The following is a 16,147-nucleotide window of genomic DNA, read 5'->3' as shown; positions in this document are numbered from 1 at the left end:
TTGAAAAAAATTGCAGATGAAGTGTCAAAAAACATTTGGCAGAAACTTAAAGCCCTGAGAAATATTGGATGAAAATCATTGTTGATCAAACCATTGTGTATAGCATAATTTTATATATTATATTGAAGAAAGTCACTTTACATAAATAACGACAATCAAACAAAGCTATTCTTATGAAAAATCAAACGATTGGAACCCTTCTTTTGGCTTTTTGCCTAGCTTATTCCGTAAGTGCCCAGACCGCAGATCCCAAGCAGGCCATGGCACAGATTAAAACCAACCTGGAAACCAGTGCCAAAAACCTCGCCACCTACACTTGGGTAGAAACCACCACCGTGATGAAAGGGGATGAAATCAAATCCCAAACCCAAAACCAATGCAGCGTAGGACCCGACGGCAAAGTAAAAAAAGTACCCCTCACAGCACCAGCACCACAAGAGTCCCCCCGTGGAGTAAGGGGTAAAATCGTGGAAAAAAAAAAGGAAGAACTCGGTGACCACATCAAGCGATCCGTAGCCAAAGTGCAGGAATACCTGCCCCCAAATCCCGAAAAACTGCAGGCCATCTATGCCAAAGGCCAAACCAGCATCAAAGTGCTGGAAGCGAATAAAAAATACACCTTAGAATTCCCGGAATACCTCCAGCCCGGAGATAAAGTTTCCATCACCCTCGAGCTTCAAAAGGGATTGTTCGATGGAATTGAAGTCCTGACCACCGTGGATAATCCGCAAGACAAAATTGTGTTTAACCTTATCTACTCAGTGCTTGCAGATGGTACCGAGTATCCCAGCGAAACCAGGCTAAACCTTCCCGGTGAGGGCATCAATATTAGTATCAAAAACGACAAGCATCAAAAAGTAGGAATGTAATAAGCCCTACACTCCGAAATTGATCCCCCCGTAATCTCTAGAAAAGGTCAATTTATCGAAATTTGGTGATGAGAGGGAAGCTTGAACCCTCTCCTCCTCACCACTTCAACGCAATTGATTCTTGAGAATTATCATCGTTCGGAATGTTGCAGGAAAGCGACTAGATAGATTTTTAAAAACCATATCCAAATGAAAAAACTATTCGTAATTTTTATCGCCCTCCTCTTTCACCAAGCCGTACAGGCCCAAAAAGAGGAGAAATGGGAAGTGCTGGGAACCAAAGAAATTGGTCTTAAGGCTGATTATGACGTCATCGTCCTCACCGCCGGAAATGACAAAATCAGCAAGATAAAATTCCAGGTGAAAGACTCTCCAGTCGACATGATGCGCATAGAAGTGACATATGATGTCGGCACGCCCGACCAGATCGAAATGCGGGGAAAAATCGCAGATGGAGGAGAGAGCCGCACTGTGGATATCCGGGGCATCGGAAATAAAAAAATTAGAAAAATTACCTTTTGGTACGATACCAAGGGATTAAACGGGAATGCCACCGTCACCATCCTGGGAGTAAAAGAGGGTCGCTGAGACTGTCAATTTTTTTGAATAAATTGAAAACGGTGTCAGAAACTTGTTCCTATGGAATTTTCTTTTGAGAAAGATCGGTTTAGCAGATTGATAAACGGTATACAAATAAGTAAAACCTCCCCGGTGAACCTAAGCATGAAAGCCCTGCTGGTCGTTGGCATCTGCTGGGTTCCGCTGGCCATTTATTCCCTGATCAACAACAGTTTCTGGACGGGCAGCGTTACTAATTCGTTTATCACCCATCAGGATACCCAAGTTAGATTTTTGGTGGCACTTCCGATCTTTATTTTGTCAGTCCGCGTGATTGGCAAGCGACTAGAGAAAATTCTCAAACAGTTTACCGAAGCGGGCATGCTGCCTAAAGATCAAATGCCCCATTATGAGGCTTTGATTGTAAAAAGCAACAAACTACTCATTTCAGGTTGGCCGGATTTGATCATTCTCGTGATCTGTTACATTCAGGTGTCGGTCGTACTTTACTTCGAGCAGCTTACTCCCGAAATCCTCTCTTGGCAGGTCAATGTAATCAACGGTGAACCTTTTCTGAATTTTGCGGGCAAATGGAATCTATTATTCAGCCGTCCCCTAGTCATCTTCCTGCTCTACAAATGGCTCTTCCGCATTTTTGTTTGGGGCAACCTACTCCGCAAAATTGCCAAAATACCACTGAAACTCTACACCATACATCCCGACCTAGTCGGCGGCCTTGGATTTCTCGGTTATTCGATCCGGTATTTTTCACCGGTAGCCTTTGGGATTTCAGCACTTATCGCCGGCAAAATGGCGGATTTTATGCTGATCGAAGATTCCCACTTGTCCGATTTCAGGATCCCCTTTATTTCCTACATGGTCTTTATCACCCTCCTGTTTGTTATTCCACTCCTCAGCTTTACCAAACAACTCACCTCAGCCAGGGAAGAGGCCATATTTAATAACTATGATTTTGCCAATGGAATTTACAGGGAATTGAAACCCCGGATTTCCAAAAACTACGAAAAAGTACAAGAAGAGGACCTGAAATCGGCTGAATTTGGCACTGTCAATGACTTCAACAGCCTTATGACTAATACCCTAAAAATGAGGTCTCTGACCTTTTCACTGTATGACATCCTCCCGATTTGGGTAGCAGCATCCCTGCCTTATTTCCCTGTGATTCTCCTGGAAATTCCCATTGCAGAATTGATGAAAACTTTCGCATCCTTTGTCCTTTAACACTAAGATCAAAACCTGCCTGACCGGAAAATACTAGATCAAATCATCCTGTTTCCTTTCTGAATGTTACATCCATAATTGTTTTACTCAGGGACTGGACTTAAAAATGAATGGAATGATTTGTGATGGATCGGTCTTTACTGCATACTGTTTTGAGGAGGTTCTTGAACAGGCTGAGGCAGCTGACTTACCTGCAGTTAACTTTTTATAAGACCACAGGTGCCACAGAATTAAGTTCAGTTTTGGAGCCTTCCAAAAAGCATGGTCTGCCCTCTTGAAAGTTTTATTTCCAAACCTTTAAAATACGCCCTTCCAAATTTTTTTAACTAGCATCTTTTTAATAGATTTACTCAAAACCCTTAGAATGAAATACTTATATAGATTTTTGATTTTCTTCTTCTACCTAGGATTATGGACAGGTTGTGAACCGGATGAATCTCCTTCAGACACTGCTCCAAAGGAAATATTTATAGAGGATGAAGGAGGAAGTAACGGGATCCTTTTCCCCAATGACAATACAATTGTAATCTACAATATGGCCCGGGGTGCTGTTCTGGATCGAAACGGAAAATTTCAGCATCGATTCTCGATACGTAGCCATGTTTTTGACTACATGATTACAGAAGGAAACCAAATCTTTGCAACGGGAAAAACAGAAGATCCCAACAGACTTGGGGTATCTGCCTACAATCTAAACGGGGATTTTTTATGGGAAAAATTTGTAACCCGTGGTCCGGAAATGGTGGAAGCGCCCACCCTCAAGATGCTGGGAAATGAACTGATTCTTGCCTTTACATCGACCACAAATGAAGATCCCACATCACTCCAAAAAACAATTTATCTTGAAGCATTTTCCAAAAATGGGGACGTATTAGGATCCTCAGATTTCAGATTTAAGCCAAAAGCGGATTTCTTTACCTATCACATCGTGATTGAAAGCAAATCAAATTTTCTTGTCCAAGGTCAGAGAAAAATAGCAGATCCGATTTTAGATGAACAGGGAATCCTGATTTATAGGTTTAAGGACGGCAGAGTATATTGGGAAACTGAAAAAGGAGGCCTCGGGTTTTCGACAGTGACAAGCGTCATCAAGAGTCCCACTGGGGATTTCCTTTTTGTAGGATCCAAGCAAACTTCTGCATGGGCATTTTTGCTGAATGACAGCGGCAACACCCTTTGGAATTTTGACCATGGTGATGGTATCAACAGAAATTGGTTTATGGATGCCATCTATATTGGGAACTCGATTCATTTTTGCGGATTTTCTAATGCCACCCCAAACCAAAAGGAAACAGCTTTAATTTTCTCTACCGATTTAGCAGGTGGCGGAGGTATCGAAAAGATTTACAATGGAACTGAAAGTTACCGACACAATGCTGTCGGCAGCCGGGTGCAAGATGAGGTTATTTTTGTGGGCACAAGAACCATAAACAATACCTTTAGAACTGATTCCTGGCTTTTTTTTACCGATGGCAAAGGAGAGTAGATGACCTATTTTTGACCGCCACAAATGGGTAATTTCCTTACTGTAAACTGTTCACAAGAATGAAAGCAGAAAATCAGCAATTGTTACTTCGGGATGAATTAATCGTACCAACAGACAAAGTGTTGGAAAAAGAACTTGGGGAAGATATTTTTAAGATTTACAGCGAATTGCGAGAAAAAATTTCCGTTGATTTTGGACTTGACCACGAATGGAGATATTACAAAGACGGAAAAGCATGGCTGTTTAAAGCCACTCAAAAAAAGAAGACAATTTTTTGGCTTTCTGCTTGGGAAAATCTCCTTAAGATGAGTTTTTATTTCACCCATAATTCCCACTCAGGGATCTTCGATTTGCCAATAAGCTATGCAACCAAAGAGAATTTTAGAAATGCCAAACCGGTTGGCAAATTGATCCCACTGACTTTTGAGATTGACCAAAAGGAACAGTTAATGGATGTGTGGGAAATTATCAAATACAAAAAAGGGTTGAAGTAGATTTTTTGGAAATTATCGGACTTTGATGGAAAAGGAGTCTAAAATAGGATTTGAACTGTTCCCATTTACTTCTTTGTTTCCATTTTGTCCACATCCCCAAAACAAGGTGACGGTAAGTAATAACAAGGTGGATAACTTGTATGTTTTCTCAACACTTTTGAGTTAAGGTGCCTTTTTTAGGTAAAGTGAAAAACCGTTTTAATCATAAATTCATCCCCCCATCAAATACGCCGCAATCTGCCCAATCTCATTTTCAGAAATATCCATCCAAACCGGGCTGGGCATTAAGCTGTGGGGAAGTTGTCGCCTATCTTTGATCATTTCAGACGGGATAAGGTGTTTCCTACCTGAACTTTCCATTACCGTAACCACAGGGCCATTGGATTGAAGCATACCGTAAAGGATAGCTCCGGAGTTCAATTCAATCAAGAAAGTCTCAGAGCCAAAACCTACAGAAGCATCAGGCTCCAAAATTGCCTCTATCAAACCAGTTTTGCTGAATTTTTGGTTTACCTGCCGTAGATCCGGGCCTATATCGTTTTCCGTCTTCCCAATGGAATGACAAACCGCACAATGTCGAATGGCCAGCATCTCCCCTTGGCCCGGGGAAGTCTTTGCCCTTTCCACTTCCCCCCTTTCCAGTATCCCGGGAGTTTCCATGGGAAAATAATGCGCCAACAAACTCTTTTTCGCCAAATTGATCTCAGCATTCATCATTTTTCCAGCCATTTCTTTTTCAAGCTTGGAGAGCCTGTCCATGATGGCAAGCTGAATGAGGTGTAGCCTTCCCTGACTTTCGGAAGCCAAGGCTTTGATAGCCGTTTCCCTATCTTCCTTTACTGCCAATGTGTCCAACAAAGTTGCTTTAAAAACCAATACCTCAGGTTCCACTTGAGGTAAGTTATCTTGTGGGGACTCCCAGTCTGCCAAATAGGTTTTCCATTCATTGGTTTTTCTAAACTGAAGCCACCATTGGGCCTGAGATTTTTCCTTACCTGAGGCATTGGCGTAATAATTACGAATAACAGTAGCAGCCTTAGGTGTATCGATAAATGCCAAAGCTGTCATAGTTTCTTCCTTTTCTTTCCCTGATAGCTTGGCCAATCGAATAGCCAAGTCATCCACTGCATCGGCTGGGTGGAGTTCCCATACCAATTTGGCTAAGGGTTGCGGCCACGCCTCGGGATCTTTCGCATCAAAATACCTGAGTAACTCAGGATAAATCTTTTCTCTGTGCGCCGCAAAACCTTTTCCCAAAGCATGGAGCAACCAGGGGTCATGCCCATCGTAGGCCCCTACTATAGAGAACAGTAAATCCCGACTTTGGTCCAAAGGCAACGCCTGTAAGGCTATGGCCACTTCTGCCATAACCACAGGATGATTTGCCTCTAGGGCAATAGCGGCATTGTTCAATAAATTGTCCTTATCAAATTGCCTCAATGCCCTGAATGCGGCAAGTACTATTTCTGCATCATGATGAGCTAAAAAACTACGGATCTTTTCCTGCTCTCCCAGCTCGGCCAACAGCCAAATCGCTCTCGCCTGTATAAAGGTATTGTCCGATTCCAGCAACTGCACAAGGCTCGGTATGGAAGCTTGTCCCTTCTCTAATAAACCCGCCCTTGCGTATCCCCTTACATGGATGGCAGGGTTTTGAAAAGCCTGAACTAGACCCTCAACGCTGGAAAAATCCAAGTTGGGTTTTTCAAGTGATTTATTCTTGGGCTGTATTTTATATATTTTGCCATGCCCCTTTTTGTCTATCATACGATGGCCCCCCACTATAGGGTCAAACCAATCTGCTACGTATAAAGCACCCTCCGTGCCCACAGCAATATCACTTGGCCTAAACCACTTGCTCTGATCGTCTTCCACCTCATGCCAAATGTAATTGGCTTTATCTACCTTAACGGAAGAAATAAAGACCGTTCTCTCCTCAAGAGGATAACCCGCCCCTCGCAGTGTAGGTTGGTATCCAAAAATAATATTTCTACCTGCATCAGCACTAAGTAGCATGCCTTGGTAGGCTTCTCCCAATTCATTTCCCTCTAATCTCAATATGCCTGTTGGAGAGCCCGCACCATAGATATCCCCTGCCGGCAATACTCCAGGGTCATATTGGTGCCAATGCGCCATAGGCACGGTCTGTCCCGGTCTACGGTCTGCCTGCCAGGTTCGATTGCCATCGGCACTAAAAAAACCTGCGTTACTGCCTTCCATCAGCCATGTGGTCCTGCAAGAGCCGGTCTGATCATCATTGTCACTTTGCCACATATTGCCAAAAGAATCCACAGCCACTTCATAGGCATTTCTAAAGTTGTGGGACATCACTTGCATGCCTGTACCATCTTGATTCACCCTGATGATCAAACCCCCGGTGTACACATTTCCATCATCACTTACCTGATTGGGTAAGTTCTCTTGGGCATATGGGGTGTATTCGTTGTACACACTACCGGATCTAAGGGTCCATCCATTCTTATCCGTCACCTGATGAGGTCCAGCGTTGCCGACAATAAAATACCACTTTCCGTCGGGCCCTAAAACCCCGGCATGAAGACCATGATCGTGATCCCTACCCCCAAAGCCAGTAAGAAATATCTCTTTTTTGTCGGGTTTATCGTCCCCATTTTCATCAGTATAGATGATGATATGAGGGGCACAGGAAACGATTACACGATTTCCCACCACTGCTAATCCAAGGGGGGACCGTAAATCAGGATCCTGCACAAACACTTTGGAGCTGTTAGCCTTGCCCTGGCCATTGCTGTCTTCCAAAATCACCACCCTGTCTCCCTCTTTCTGCACCATGTGACCTTCTGCATTTCTGAAGTCCCTGTAATTCACTGCCTCTGTCACCCAAACCCTTCCTTTTGCATCTACATCTATATTGGTGGGATTATAAAAATCCGGGGATTCTGACCAAAGTACCACATCCAAATCATCAGGAACAAATAACAGTGGAGCGTCTTCTTCGGGCGCTGTGCAACCTAAGATTAGCATTACAGGTACTATTACTTTGAATAGTTGTCTCATGGATTGAAAGTTTGATGCAAGAATTTCAGATTTTTTCTGTACGCCTCTATCATTTCCATTCCATCAGGAATAGCCCCCTCCAAGATAATCCAGTTGCGGTAACCTATTTCGTCCAATACATTTCTCACCTTCACAAAATCCACTTCGCCCTTACCCAGCAGTTGCCCGTTTTCCTTGGCATGGACTTCACATATGTAGTCGGTTCCTAACAACCGCATCTCCTTAAAAATATCGTATCCCATGCTGGTGGCATTGGCCACGTCATAATAGACTCTTACATGGGAAGAACCCACTTTTTCTATGATATCCAAATGCTCCTCAGCAGAAAGCCAGGATTCTACCGCCAAATAAACATCTTGCCTTTCGGCTTTTGGGGCTACCTCCTTTAGTTTCCGTATCACTTCTTTTTTGCCTTCCGGATCATTACGTAAATCTCCTTTACCAAAAAAAGCAAGAAGTACCACTTTACATCCCAAGACTTTGGCCACATCTATACTGTCATGAACCCATTCTTGGGTATGCCCTTCTGATTTATAGGGAATCTCATTTAGCTCTCCTATTGCCAAACTGGCAATTTTTACTCCTGTTGATCGGGATGCCTTCAGGTATTTTTCTTGCATGTCTGACTGTCTTAGGTGCATATTGTCTTTGGCAGTTCCCAAACTTACCTGTATTCCATCCAGCCCTATTCCCTTGGCAGTTTCGAATGCGTTTAGGGAAGCCATTTGACCTATGGACCAATCACAGGCGCCAAAAGAAAAAGGGAATAAGGGTTTTGCTTTAAGGGCCGAAGGCAGGAAGAGAACACCCAAACCAATGCCCAAAGATTGTCGGATAAAGGTTCTTCGTGGAGTGGTGTGGGTCATAATCATTGAAAATTTCTTTACACCAAGATAGAAAAATATCCCAATAGGTCAAGCAGATAAACCCATGTGGCTCCCAAAGAAATGGTATCCTTCTTTTTCATTAATGCGAGGACTGAAAAGGCTATTAATAAATTTTTTAGTACCTACTCATTGTGAAGTTTATTCCCTTTTCAGTAAGGTTCTACATGGCCCATTTTACGTATTTGGCCTTATTGAGATAATCAAAACTCTGTTTTACGCTTTCAATGGGTCCGAAATTGTACCTTTCCACCTCTACAAAGTAATCTTTCATCCCTTGTGCACTTCCTGATTTCTCCCTATCCCCTTTAGACAAAAGGAAGAGCCCCTCCATATAGAGCTATTCCCAAAACAGATATAGAGATTATCTGCAAGGGATACACCTCGATGGGATCCCTAGGACATACCCCTGACACGGAGTATCCCTAAGTAGGACACGGAGTATCTATAGGAGGGACACGGAGTATCTATAGGGGAAGGTGGGGGGAATATGGGGGGAAGGTGTACTGGAGGGGAGGGGAAGTTTGGAAGATGAACAGGTTTCACGCGGATGGATTTGACCAAATAAAAAGTCCATTGGACGGATTGGATATGTAGGATATTAGTTATATGTTTAGATAATGAGAAAATAGACGCCACAGTGGCGTCTATCACTCTAATTTGGAATGCTCCACGCCACTGTGCCGTGGAGAGAATCGTTGTGGCCAATTGGGTTGGCTTCGTGGACAGTGACGTGTCAGCCAACAAAATTTCGGTCGACAGAAAATAAACAAGGGGAATAGATTTGATCACGGACATTTCAGTAATGCGAAAAAACGACACCAAGTCGACAGTTATAACGACTAACATATTTTGACATCTATAAAAAGTTGAGTATGGAAATACACTTAAGCCCAAATAACCTATTCTATTTTTATAGCACATTAGCGCAATCAGTCGCAGCTTTGATTGCATTCCTTGGAGTATTCATTGTGTTTCGAATGCAATACTTGGACAATTTAGTCTCCAATTTAGATCGCGGACTCGACAATAATACAACTCACAATTTTAACGAGAATTTTATCGGTGAGATCGACCTTTACGATAAAGTCGAAACTATTCTAAAAAAGAATGAATCGAATCCAACCAAAGTAAATGCTATTCAAGAAACACGTGCGCTCATTTCTAATTGTAGGAGTTTAAGGGAAGAAAAAAATGCTATTAGAAAGTACTTTATTTGGCCAACAATATTTTCGATAGCGACAATAATTAGTTCACTAATTGGTATCGTATTCGTGGATAATCAAGCTGACAACCTTAGCTGCTTTCCTATTTTTTTAGTTTTAAGTATGATTCTTGCTCTGATATCAATCGGAATGATGTTTTACTTATTATTTCTATCGCTTAAAACCGAAATAAAATAATTTTTCTAGACGCTAATTGACAAGAGACAACCTCAAGCAAAAAAATCAGACAGTATTTACACAGTGGACGCGATTTTCGTCCGCTGACAATTTGGACGGGGAACTAAAAAAAGGAGTTATATTTCTTGACCAGCGACATAAACTCAGACTTTAAGTTTAGGGCTGACAATTTTTGAGACTCGCTAAAAATTAACGGACGAAACCCAACTGGCCACAACAATGTATTTGCGTCAAGCGGGGTTGACCCGCAATCCAACGTTTTCGTATCTTTATTCCGTTCGGTGTCGGGGACAGGACGCGGCTTCGAAAGCCCCGCTCGAACGCAAATACTCACGTTAGCGGCAATTCTACCAGCGACCCACGCCATAACATCAAGAAATTAATAACAATCAAATAATCTGAACTTTAAAAATGACTTTGTAAATTTATAACGAACTAAAACTTATCTATATGAAACAAGATTCGATTTCAAAATTTGAGCAGCTTGTAAATAGCACCAAAGAAACCAGAGACAAAGTAAGACGCTTAGTTGAAATTGGGAAATGGACGGAAGCGGAAACCGACCAAACAAGAAAAGATAGGTTTGTTCTTAAAAACAAACTAAAAAATAGAATTAGAGGACGAGAATCACAAGTTGGTGATACATTAGATTGGATTGACATTTCGTTTTTAACAGAAGGCAGCCAAGTCAAACAAGCTGTAGGCTATATAACCGTAAGAGTAAATGGAAAAGTGACCACTGGTTCAGGGTTTATGATAAGTGATAAACTTTTTATGACAAATAACCACGTCATATCAAGCGGCAACGATGCTGAAAACTCTTTCGTCACATTTAATAAAGAGAATGACGAAAACGGCTACCCTCAACAAGCAAGCGTTTATAAATTAAATCCAACAGCATTTTTTATTACTAGTCCTGAAAATGAACTTGATTTTTCTATAATCCATATTGGCGAAAAACAATCTGGAAATTTAACTATTGAAGAAATTGGTCACTTCATTATTTCAGATTCGCCTGATAAGCACATTCTTGGTATGAATGTAAATATCATCCAACATCCATTAGATTTACCTAAGAAAGTTGTTTTCAGAAACAATACTTTGGTTGAAAGAACAGATACATCATTGTTATATGAAACCGACACAGAAAATGGCTCATCAGGCTCACCTGTATTAAATGACGATTGGGATTTAGTCGCCATCCACCATTGGGGAGAGCCGTATAAAGCAAAAATAGATAATCCCAATAGCACTTTGCCAAACTATGTTAACGAGGGAATTAGAATAAGTTCAATTTATAAGTTTCTCAACAATCAGTTACCCAGCTTACAAAATTTACAGAAGAACATATTATTGGAAGCTCTGTCTTACGCAAAGATAAATCCACTTACTTCTCATAAAGTTCCAATGCCTAAAAAAACGACAACTGAAGCCAGTAACGAAACAACTAAAAGTGAAAATAACCAACAACTAAATTCAACATATATGAGTTCGACAAATACAGAAATCAAAATACAAATTCCTTTAGAGGTAACAATTAGTGTTGGTAAGGTAACCGTTAATAATATCGCACAGCAGATCGAAGTTGCAACTACTCCCTTATTAAAAAAATCAGAAGCAAATAAAATTGACAAGAACTACTCTAATAGAAATGGTTATGTTGAAAATTTTATACCATCCTTTAAAATACCATTACCCGAAATATCAGACAAAAGCAAAATTGCCCCATTATATTCAGAACAAACAAACTATAAAGATGGTATTTTAAAGTATGAGCATTTTTCTCTTGTAATAAATAAAGAAAAACGTTGTGCGTTTTATTCTGCAACCAATATTGATGGAGCAACATACAAATCAATTAATAGAAAAACTGGAGAAATTACAGATAGAACAAATTTGAACCAAGACGAAGGGGAAACTTGGTATGAGGATGACAGAATAAATCCGGACTTTCATTTAAACCAGCTTTTTTTCTCTGGTTGGTCGCATTTTTTCGACCGAGGACACTTAACCCGTAGAACTGACCCATCTTGGGGAACTGATGAAGAAGCATTAAGAGCTGATGCTGATACTTTTCATTTTTCAAATTGTTCAATTCAGCATTTCAGATTTAACCAAACCGTAAAGTACTGGCAGGGAGTAGAAAGATATATTCTTGAAAAAGGTGTAATAAATGATGGAGTAAATAATAAAATTTCAGTTTTTCAAGGTCCAATTTATGATGATAAAATTGACTTGTGGGCAGATGATTTTCAAATTCCATCAAAATATTTCAAAATCGCTATTTGGAGAAACAAACAAAAAGAGCCAAAAGCAGTCGGACTTATTGTTGACCAAAGTAGTTTGTTATCAGAAGAACGCAAAAATTTGGGGAAACCAAAGCCTGCAAATAATATTAATGTAAACGAATGGCGAGTTTCAATAAAAGAGATTGAAAAATTAACGAACCTAAAGTTTGGAGATGATATTATTTCGGCAGACACGATTTCTTCAGTTGACCAACCAAACGTAGGCGAAGAAGCATTTGCAAAAACAATAATTTCAGATTGGGACGACCTACTAAAATAGAAAAGAACTGCCGCTAACATCGGTTTGGCAATATGGCGGCTGAAGGAATCCTAATGAACATTTGTGGTACAAAAAACATTTGGAACTTTAATGAACTTCAGTGCTAAAAATCCGCCACATCGCCAAGCCGTAGACCGTTAGAATTGTGTTGAATCACTTGAAATTGAAATACATTTTTTCCTTTTTATTTATCGCATTTCACCCGTTGGAACGTTTATCTTTTTAGTCTATATTCACTATTCAAGGCACACACAGCAGATTTGCAGAAGGCGGGTATCGTGTTTGGTAGATAATTTTGTCATTACCAAAAATTTTCCACTTTAACATTTATGGTGAATCCTGCCATCTTCGCCAATCCCGAAACCGTTAAATAAATTTTTAAAAAACAATGACGAAAAAACTGATTTTAATATTCGGAATTTTAGTAATAGTAATTGTCTTTCTAACCTATGGAAGGTCAATTTATAAACCTATTTTTAATAAGATGAAGGGAAAAGAAACTACTGAATCAAGAATTGAACAAATCCACAAAAATGTATGGAGTAGACTTGAAAATAATTTGAACTTGGCAGGATATAAAATGGAATATCCGAAAGAAATAATTCTTGCTGCTTTTAAAGAGGAGCAGATTCTTCAAGTTTACGCGAAAGACTACAACGGAATCAAAATGATCAAGGAATATCCGTTTACAGCATATAGCGGTAAACTAGGGCCTAAATTGAAAGAAGGAGATAAACAAATACCTGAGGGCGTTTACAAAGTTGAATATTTAAACCCCAACAGTTCCTTTTATTTGTCAATAAAAGTCAGTTATCCAAATGAATTTGATAAATCAAAAACTGAATTGACAAATATGTCCGATTTGGGCGGAGATATTTTTATACACGGAAAGGCAGCAACAATTGGCTGTATTCCGATAGGTGACGAAGCAATTGAAGAAGTGTTTTTATTAACACAAAAAGCTATTAATAATAATGTGAAAGTAATAATTAGCCCGAGGGATTTTAGGATAAATTCAAGCTATCCAATAATTGAAGAAATAGATTGGGAAAACGAACTATACGACAAAATAAAAGATGAATTAAAAACGCTACCTATCAGCGTGTATTAAAATTTGGGGGATGTGCTGTATGTTAAAGCTAAATGCTTTTTAATCCACCACTGATCATACATGCAAAATGCCGTGTCTGATGGCAAGAAATTTAAGTTTTAAAATTATGAGCTCTAAAAATTTACTTCTGTTAGCAATCCTTTGCTTGCTAACTTTTTCTTTACAGGCGCAGAGCAGAGATTCCATAGCCGTGATGAAATCTGCAACCAATTTTGTGTCAGCATTTAATAATTTTCAGTGGACTACTTTTCGCGAATCATTCTCAGATGAGGCGACTATTTTTTATCCATATTGGAATCAAGCAAAAAGAGTAAGAGGAAGACAAGAAATTGAATCAGCCTGGTTGACAATTTTTCCTGAATTTACAGATCCGACAAACACCAGGAAATTACAAATAAATCCGAAGGACATTAATATCCAACTCTATGGTAAGACTGCAATTGTTTCATTTCATCTCGGGGACGGATTAAAATCACTTTCAAGGCGGACTTTAGTAATGGTCAAGGAAAAGGGTATTTGGAAAATCGCCCATCTCCACGCTTCATCGGTAAGTGACGACAAAAATTGAAGAATTGGAAAAGCCACTTCAAACAATCGAGTAGACGGCCGTGAGCTATAAGCCCACAGCCAATCCCGCTCTTGGGTGAGTGCGCCTACGCCATGGCGCACAAGTCTCACACCAATGCCGATATCCCCTTTGGCGTTGAGTGCATAAAGATCTTCCCGAAACTTCAGGAGCGGTTCGCAGGATTGTAGGTTGCGCTTTGAGGTAGTAGAAAAGCATCGATTCTTATCTTTTTTTTCTCAGGCATGACAGCGTGATAGCAGTGGTCTGGATTGTGTTGAATCACTTGAAATTGAAATACATTTTTTCCTTTTTATTTATCGCATTTCACCCGTTGGAACGTTCATCTTTTTACCCTATATCCACCATTCAAGGCACACACAAACCAGCTTCTATTAAGCAGTAAAGTCTTATACTATCACATACTCATCTTCTGAATGAGATTTTAGCTCCGGCATGACGTTTCCCGAGCGTTGGTGGCAATCAGCTTTAGACAAACTTTACAAAAAAATATAAACCGGCAAAATCCTTATTCTCCTTGCGCGATACCCTGTTAAAGATGACTAATATCATTTTTATTAATTGGGACGGGTTGTATATTTTGAAAATTTATTAAGGATCAATGAAATAAAATTTTAAGAAGAAATGGAAAAGAAAGTAGCCATAAAAGAGACCCGTCCTCCAAAAACCAAGTCCACTTTAGCAAAGCCAAAAAAAGTTTCAACCGGAGACGTTATCAAAGGGAAAACCCCTAAACAGATTCAAGACAACACGATTGAAGTAGTACATCAAGCCAAGCTTGAAAAGGAAGTGGCTGCTATTGAAGATATTTTCGGGAAGTCTAACAATAAGAAAAGGTCTTTAAAAGACTATCTGGAAAAATTCTCTGAGGAAGATAAAAAAGAGGTCTTAAGACTACTAAGAGACGAATTGGAAAATAATCAGGTTCAGAAACATCCTGATGAGGTTTTGTCAAAACTTTGGCATCAAGGCGGATATCCCTATGAATATCTGATGTCCAGAAAAAACTACGAAAAGCAAAAGTATAAACTGCAGGTAGAATTATTAAAACTTCAATCATGGGTCAAAGAAACCGGTTCCAGAGTTGTGATTTTATTTGAAGGAAGGGATGCTGCCGGAAAGGGAGGAACAATAAAGCGCCTGATGGAACATCTTAATCCTAGGGGTGCAAGAGTTGTGGCTTTAGAGAAACCAACGGACGAGGAAAAAGGGCAATGGTATTTTCAGAGATATATCAAACATTTTCCTTCTAAAGGAGAAATTGTATTATTCGACCGCTCTTGGTACAACAGAGCAGGGGTAGAAAAAGTAATGGGATTTTGTAATGATGAAGAATATCTGGAGTTTATGCGTGAAGTTCCGGAATTGGAACGCAACTTAATACGGAGTGGAATATATCTGTTTAAATTTTGGTTTTCTGTGAGTAGAGATGAACAAAAGAGGAGATTTAAAGACAGGGAAAATCATCCCCTGAAACAATGGAAATTGTCACCAATTGATAAAGCTTCATTGAACAAATGGGATGATTATACTGATGCTAAAGAAAAAATGTTTTTCTATTCAGACACTTCAGATGCTCCATGGATTGTGATCAAATCAAACTGTAAAAAACGAGCCAGACTCAACACCATGAGGTATGTTTTAAATAGGTTTACCTATAGTGATAGAGACGTGAACAACATTGGAAAATTGGATTCATTAATTGTTGGACGTTCAAATGTGATTTATGAAAAAGGTGAAAAGCGGTCGAATGAAATAACTTGATTGTCAGCTACTCAAAAATAAATCATGTTGCCACTAATCGCGTAAACGGCCGTGAGCTTTAAGCCCACAACCTGTCCCGCTTCGCCTTCCAAAATCTGCAAAACTGTTTGGTGGTAATCTAATAAGACTCTTAATGGCTAAAAATT

Annotated in this window: 13 protein-coding genes; 11 read left to right on the top strand and 2 right to left on the bottom strand. The window is 40.0% G+C overall.

Translation table 11 applies throughout. The annotated features are described in order from the left end of the window. Positions 1-173 precede the first annotated feature (173 nt). The 6 genes from DQW11_RS10470 to DQW11_RS10450 all read left to right on the top strand — a co-directional run bounded on the left by DQW11_RS10470 (position 174) and on the right by DQW11_RS10450 (position 4,649). Positions 174-869: a hypothetical protein gene (locus DQW11_RS10470; protein WP_113924021.1), complete on the top strand. Its 696-nt coding sequence runs from the start codon at positions 174-176 to the stop codon at positions 867-869. 189 nt (positions 870-1,058) lie between these two features. Further along, on the top strand, positions 1,059-1,457 hold the full coding sequence (locus DQW11_RS10465) for a hypothetical protein (RefSeq protein ID WP_113924020.1): 399 nt from the start codon (positions 1,059-1,061) through the stop codon (positions 1,455-1,457). A 135-nt stretch (positions 1,458-1,592) separates the two neighbouring features. Continuing rightward, a complete protein-coding gene (locus DQW11_RS10460) occupies positions 1,593-2,669 on the top strand; it encodes a hypothetical protein (protein ID WP_157966092.1) in 1,077 nt (358 codons plus the stop codon). A gap of 125 nt (positions 2,670-2,794) precedes the next feature. Continuing rightward, entirely contained in the window at positions 2,795-2,947 is a 153-nt protein-coding gene (locus tag DQW11_RS22250) for a hypothetical protein (protein ID WP_157966091.1), read from the top strand. Positions 2,948-3,033: 86 nt separating this feature from the next. Then, a complete protein-coding gene (locus DQW11_RS10455; protein ID WP_113924018.1) occupies positions 3,034-4,155 on the top strand; it encodes a hypothetical protein in 1,122 nt (373 codons plus the stop codon). A gap of 59 nt (positions 4,156-4,214) precedes the next feature. Then, positions 4,215-4,649 carry a DUF3788 family protein gene (locus DQW11_RS10450; protein WP_113924017.1) on the top strand — a complete coding sequence of 145 codons (435 nt, stop codon included), beginning with the start codon at positions 4,215-4,217 and terminating at the stop codon, positions 4,647-4,649. A 210-nt stretch (positions 4,650-4,859) separates the two neighbouring features. Here DQW11_RS10450 and DQW11_RS10445 read toward each other — a convergent pair whose 3' ends face one another. Both DQW11_RS10445 and DQW11_RS10440 read right to left on the bottom strand, forming a co-directional pair. After that, positions 4,860-7,685, bottom strand: a complete 2,826-nt coding sequence (locus DQW11_RS10445) for a PVC-type heme-binding CxxCH protein (RefSeq protein WP_113924016.1) — start codon at positions 7,683-7,685, stop codon at positions 4,860-4,862. Beyond that, a complete protein-coding gene (locus DQW11_RS10440) occupies positions 7,682-8,557 on the bottom strand; it encodes a sugar phosphate isomerase/epimerase family protein (protein ID WP_317047879.1) in 876 nt (291 codons plus the stop codon). The genes DQW11_RS10445 and DQW11_RS10440 overlap by 4 nt, the downstream gene beginning before the upstream one ends. A gap of 887 nt (positions 8,558-9,444) precedes the next feature. Here DQW11_RS10440 and DQW11_RS10430 point away from each other — a divergent pair. The 5 genes from DQW11_RS10430 (at position 9,445) to ppk2 (ending at position 16,001) form a co-directional block, all read left to right on the top strand. Further along, the gene (locus DQW11_RS10430) at positions 9,445-9,972 is read left to right on the top strand and encodes a hypothetical protein (RefSeq protein WP_113924015.1); all 528 of its coding nucleotides are present in this window, start codon (positions 9,445-9,447) and stop codon (positions 9,970-9,972) included. Between the two features lie 450 nt (positions 9,973-10,422). Next, positions 10,423-12,540 (top strand): DNA/RNA non-specific endonuclease, encoded by a 2,118-nt coding sequence (locus DQW11_RS10420; RefSeq protein WP_113924013.1) that lies wholly within the window; start codon positions 10,423-10,425, stop codon positions 12,538-12,540. 388 nt (positions 12,541-12,928) lie between these two features. Beyond that, on the top strand, positions 12,929-13,651 hold the full coding sequence (locus DQW11_RS10415) for a L,D-transpeptidase family protein (RefSeq protein ID WP_113924012.1): 723 nt from the start codon (positions 12,929-12,931) through the stop codon (positions 13,649-13,651). Positions 13,652-13,730: 79 nt separating this feature from the next. Continuing rightward, complete coding sequence (locus tag DQW11_RS10410; protein ID WP_157966090.1) at positions 13,731-14,219, top strand: YybH family protein; 489 nt, start codon at positions 13,731-13,733, stop codon at positions 14,217-14,219. Between the two features lie 642 nt (positions 14,220-14,861). After that, positions 14,862-16,001: a polyphosphate kinase 2 gene (ppk2, locus tag DQW11_RS10405; protein WP_113924010.1), complete on the top strand. Its 1,140-nt coding sequence runs from the start codon at positions 14,862-14,864 to the stop codon at positions 15,999-16,001. Positions 16,002-16,147: the final 146 nt, after the last annotated feature.

Source organism: Cognataquiflexum aquatile (genome assembly GCF_003316845.1).
Taxonomy (GTDB): domain Bacteria; phylum Bacteroidota; class Bacteroidia; order Cytophagales; family Cyclobacteriaceae; genus Cognataquiflexum; species Cognataquiflexum aquatile.
This window is presented reverse-complemented; position numbering and strand designations above follow the sequence as displayed.

Excerpts from the sequence above, each read along its gene's own strand:
- ppk2 (WP_113924010.1), top strand. The coding sequence starts at position 14,862 with ATGGAAAAGAAAGTAGCCATAAAAGAGACCCGTCCTCCAAAAACCAAG.
- DQW11_RS10445 (WP_113924016.1), bottom strand. The coding sequence starts at position 7,685 with ATGAGACAACTATTCAAAGTAATAGTACCTGTAATGCTAATCTTAGGT.
- DQW11_RS10415 (WP_113924012.1), top strand. The coding sequence starts at position 12,929 with ATGACGAAAAAACTGATTTTAATATTCGGAATTTTAGTAATAGTAATT.
- DQW11_RS10460 (WP_157966092.1), top strand. The coding sequence starts at position 1,593 with ATGAAAGCCCTGCTGGTCGTTGGCATCTGCTGGGTTCCGCTGGCCATT.
- DQW11_RS22250 (WP_157966091.1), top strand. The coding sequence starts at position 2,795 with ATGGATCGGTCTTTACTGCATACTGTTTTGAGGAGGTTCTTGAACAGG.
- DQW11_RS10450 (WP_113924017.1), top strand. The coding sequence starts at position 4,215 with ATGAAAGCAGAAAATCAGCAATTGTTACTTCGGGATGAATTAATCGTA.
- DQW11_RS10440 (WP_317047879.1), bottom strand. The coding sequence starts at position 8,557 with ATGATTATGACCCACACCACTCCACGAAGAACCTTTATCCGACAATCT.
- DQW11_RS10470 (WP_113924021.1), top strand. The coding sequence starts at position 174 with ATGAAAAATCAAACGATTGGAACCCTTCTTTTGGCTTTTTGCCTAGCT.
- DQW11_RS10410 (WP_157966090.1), top strand. The coding sequence starts at position 13,731 with ATGGCAAGAAATTTAAGTTTTAAAATTATGAGCTCTAAAAATTTACTT.
- DQW11_RS10465 (WP_113924020.1), top strand. The coding sequence starts at position 1,059 with ATGAAAAAACTATTCGTAATTTTTATCGCCCTCCTCTTTCACCAAGCC.
- DQW11_RS10420 (WP_113924013.1), top strand. The coding sequence starts at position 10,423 with ATGAAACAAGATTCGATTTCAAAATTTGAGCAGCTTGTAAATAGCACC.
- DQW11_RS10430 (WP_113924015.1), top strand. The coding sequence starts at position 9,445 with ATGGAAATACACTTAAGCCCAAATAACCTATTCTATTTTTATAGCACA.
- DQW11_RS10455 (WP_113924018.1), top strand. The coding sequence starts at position 3,034 with ATGAAATACTTATATAGATTTTTGATTTTCTTCTTCTACCTAGGATTA.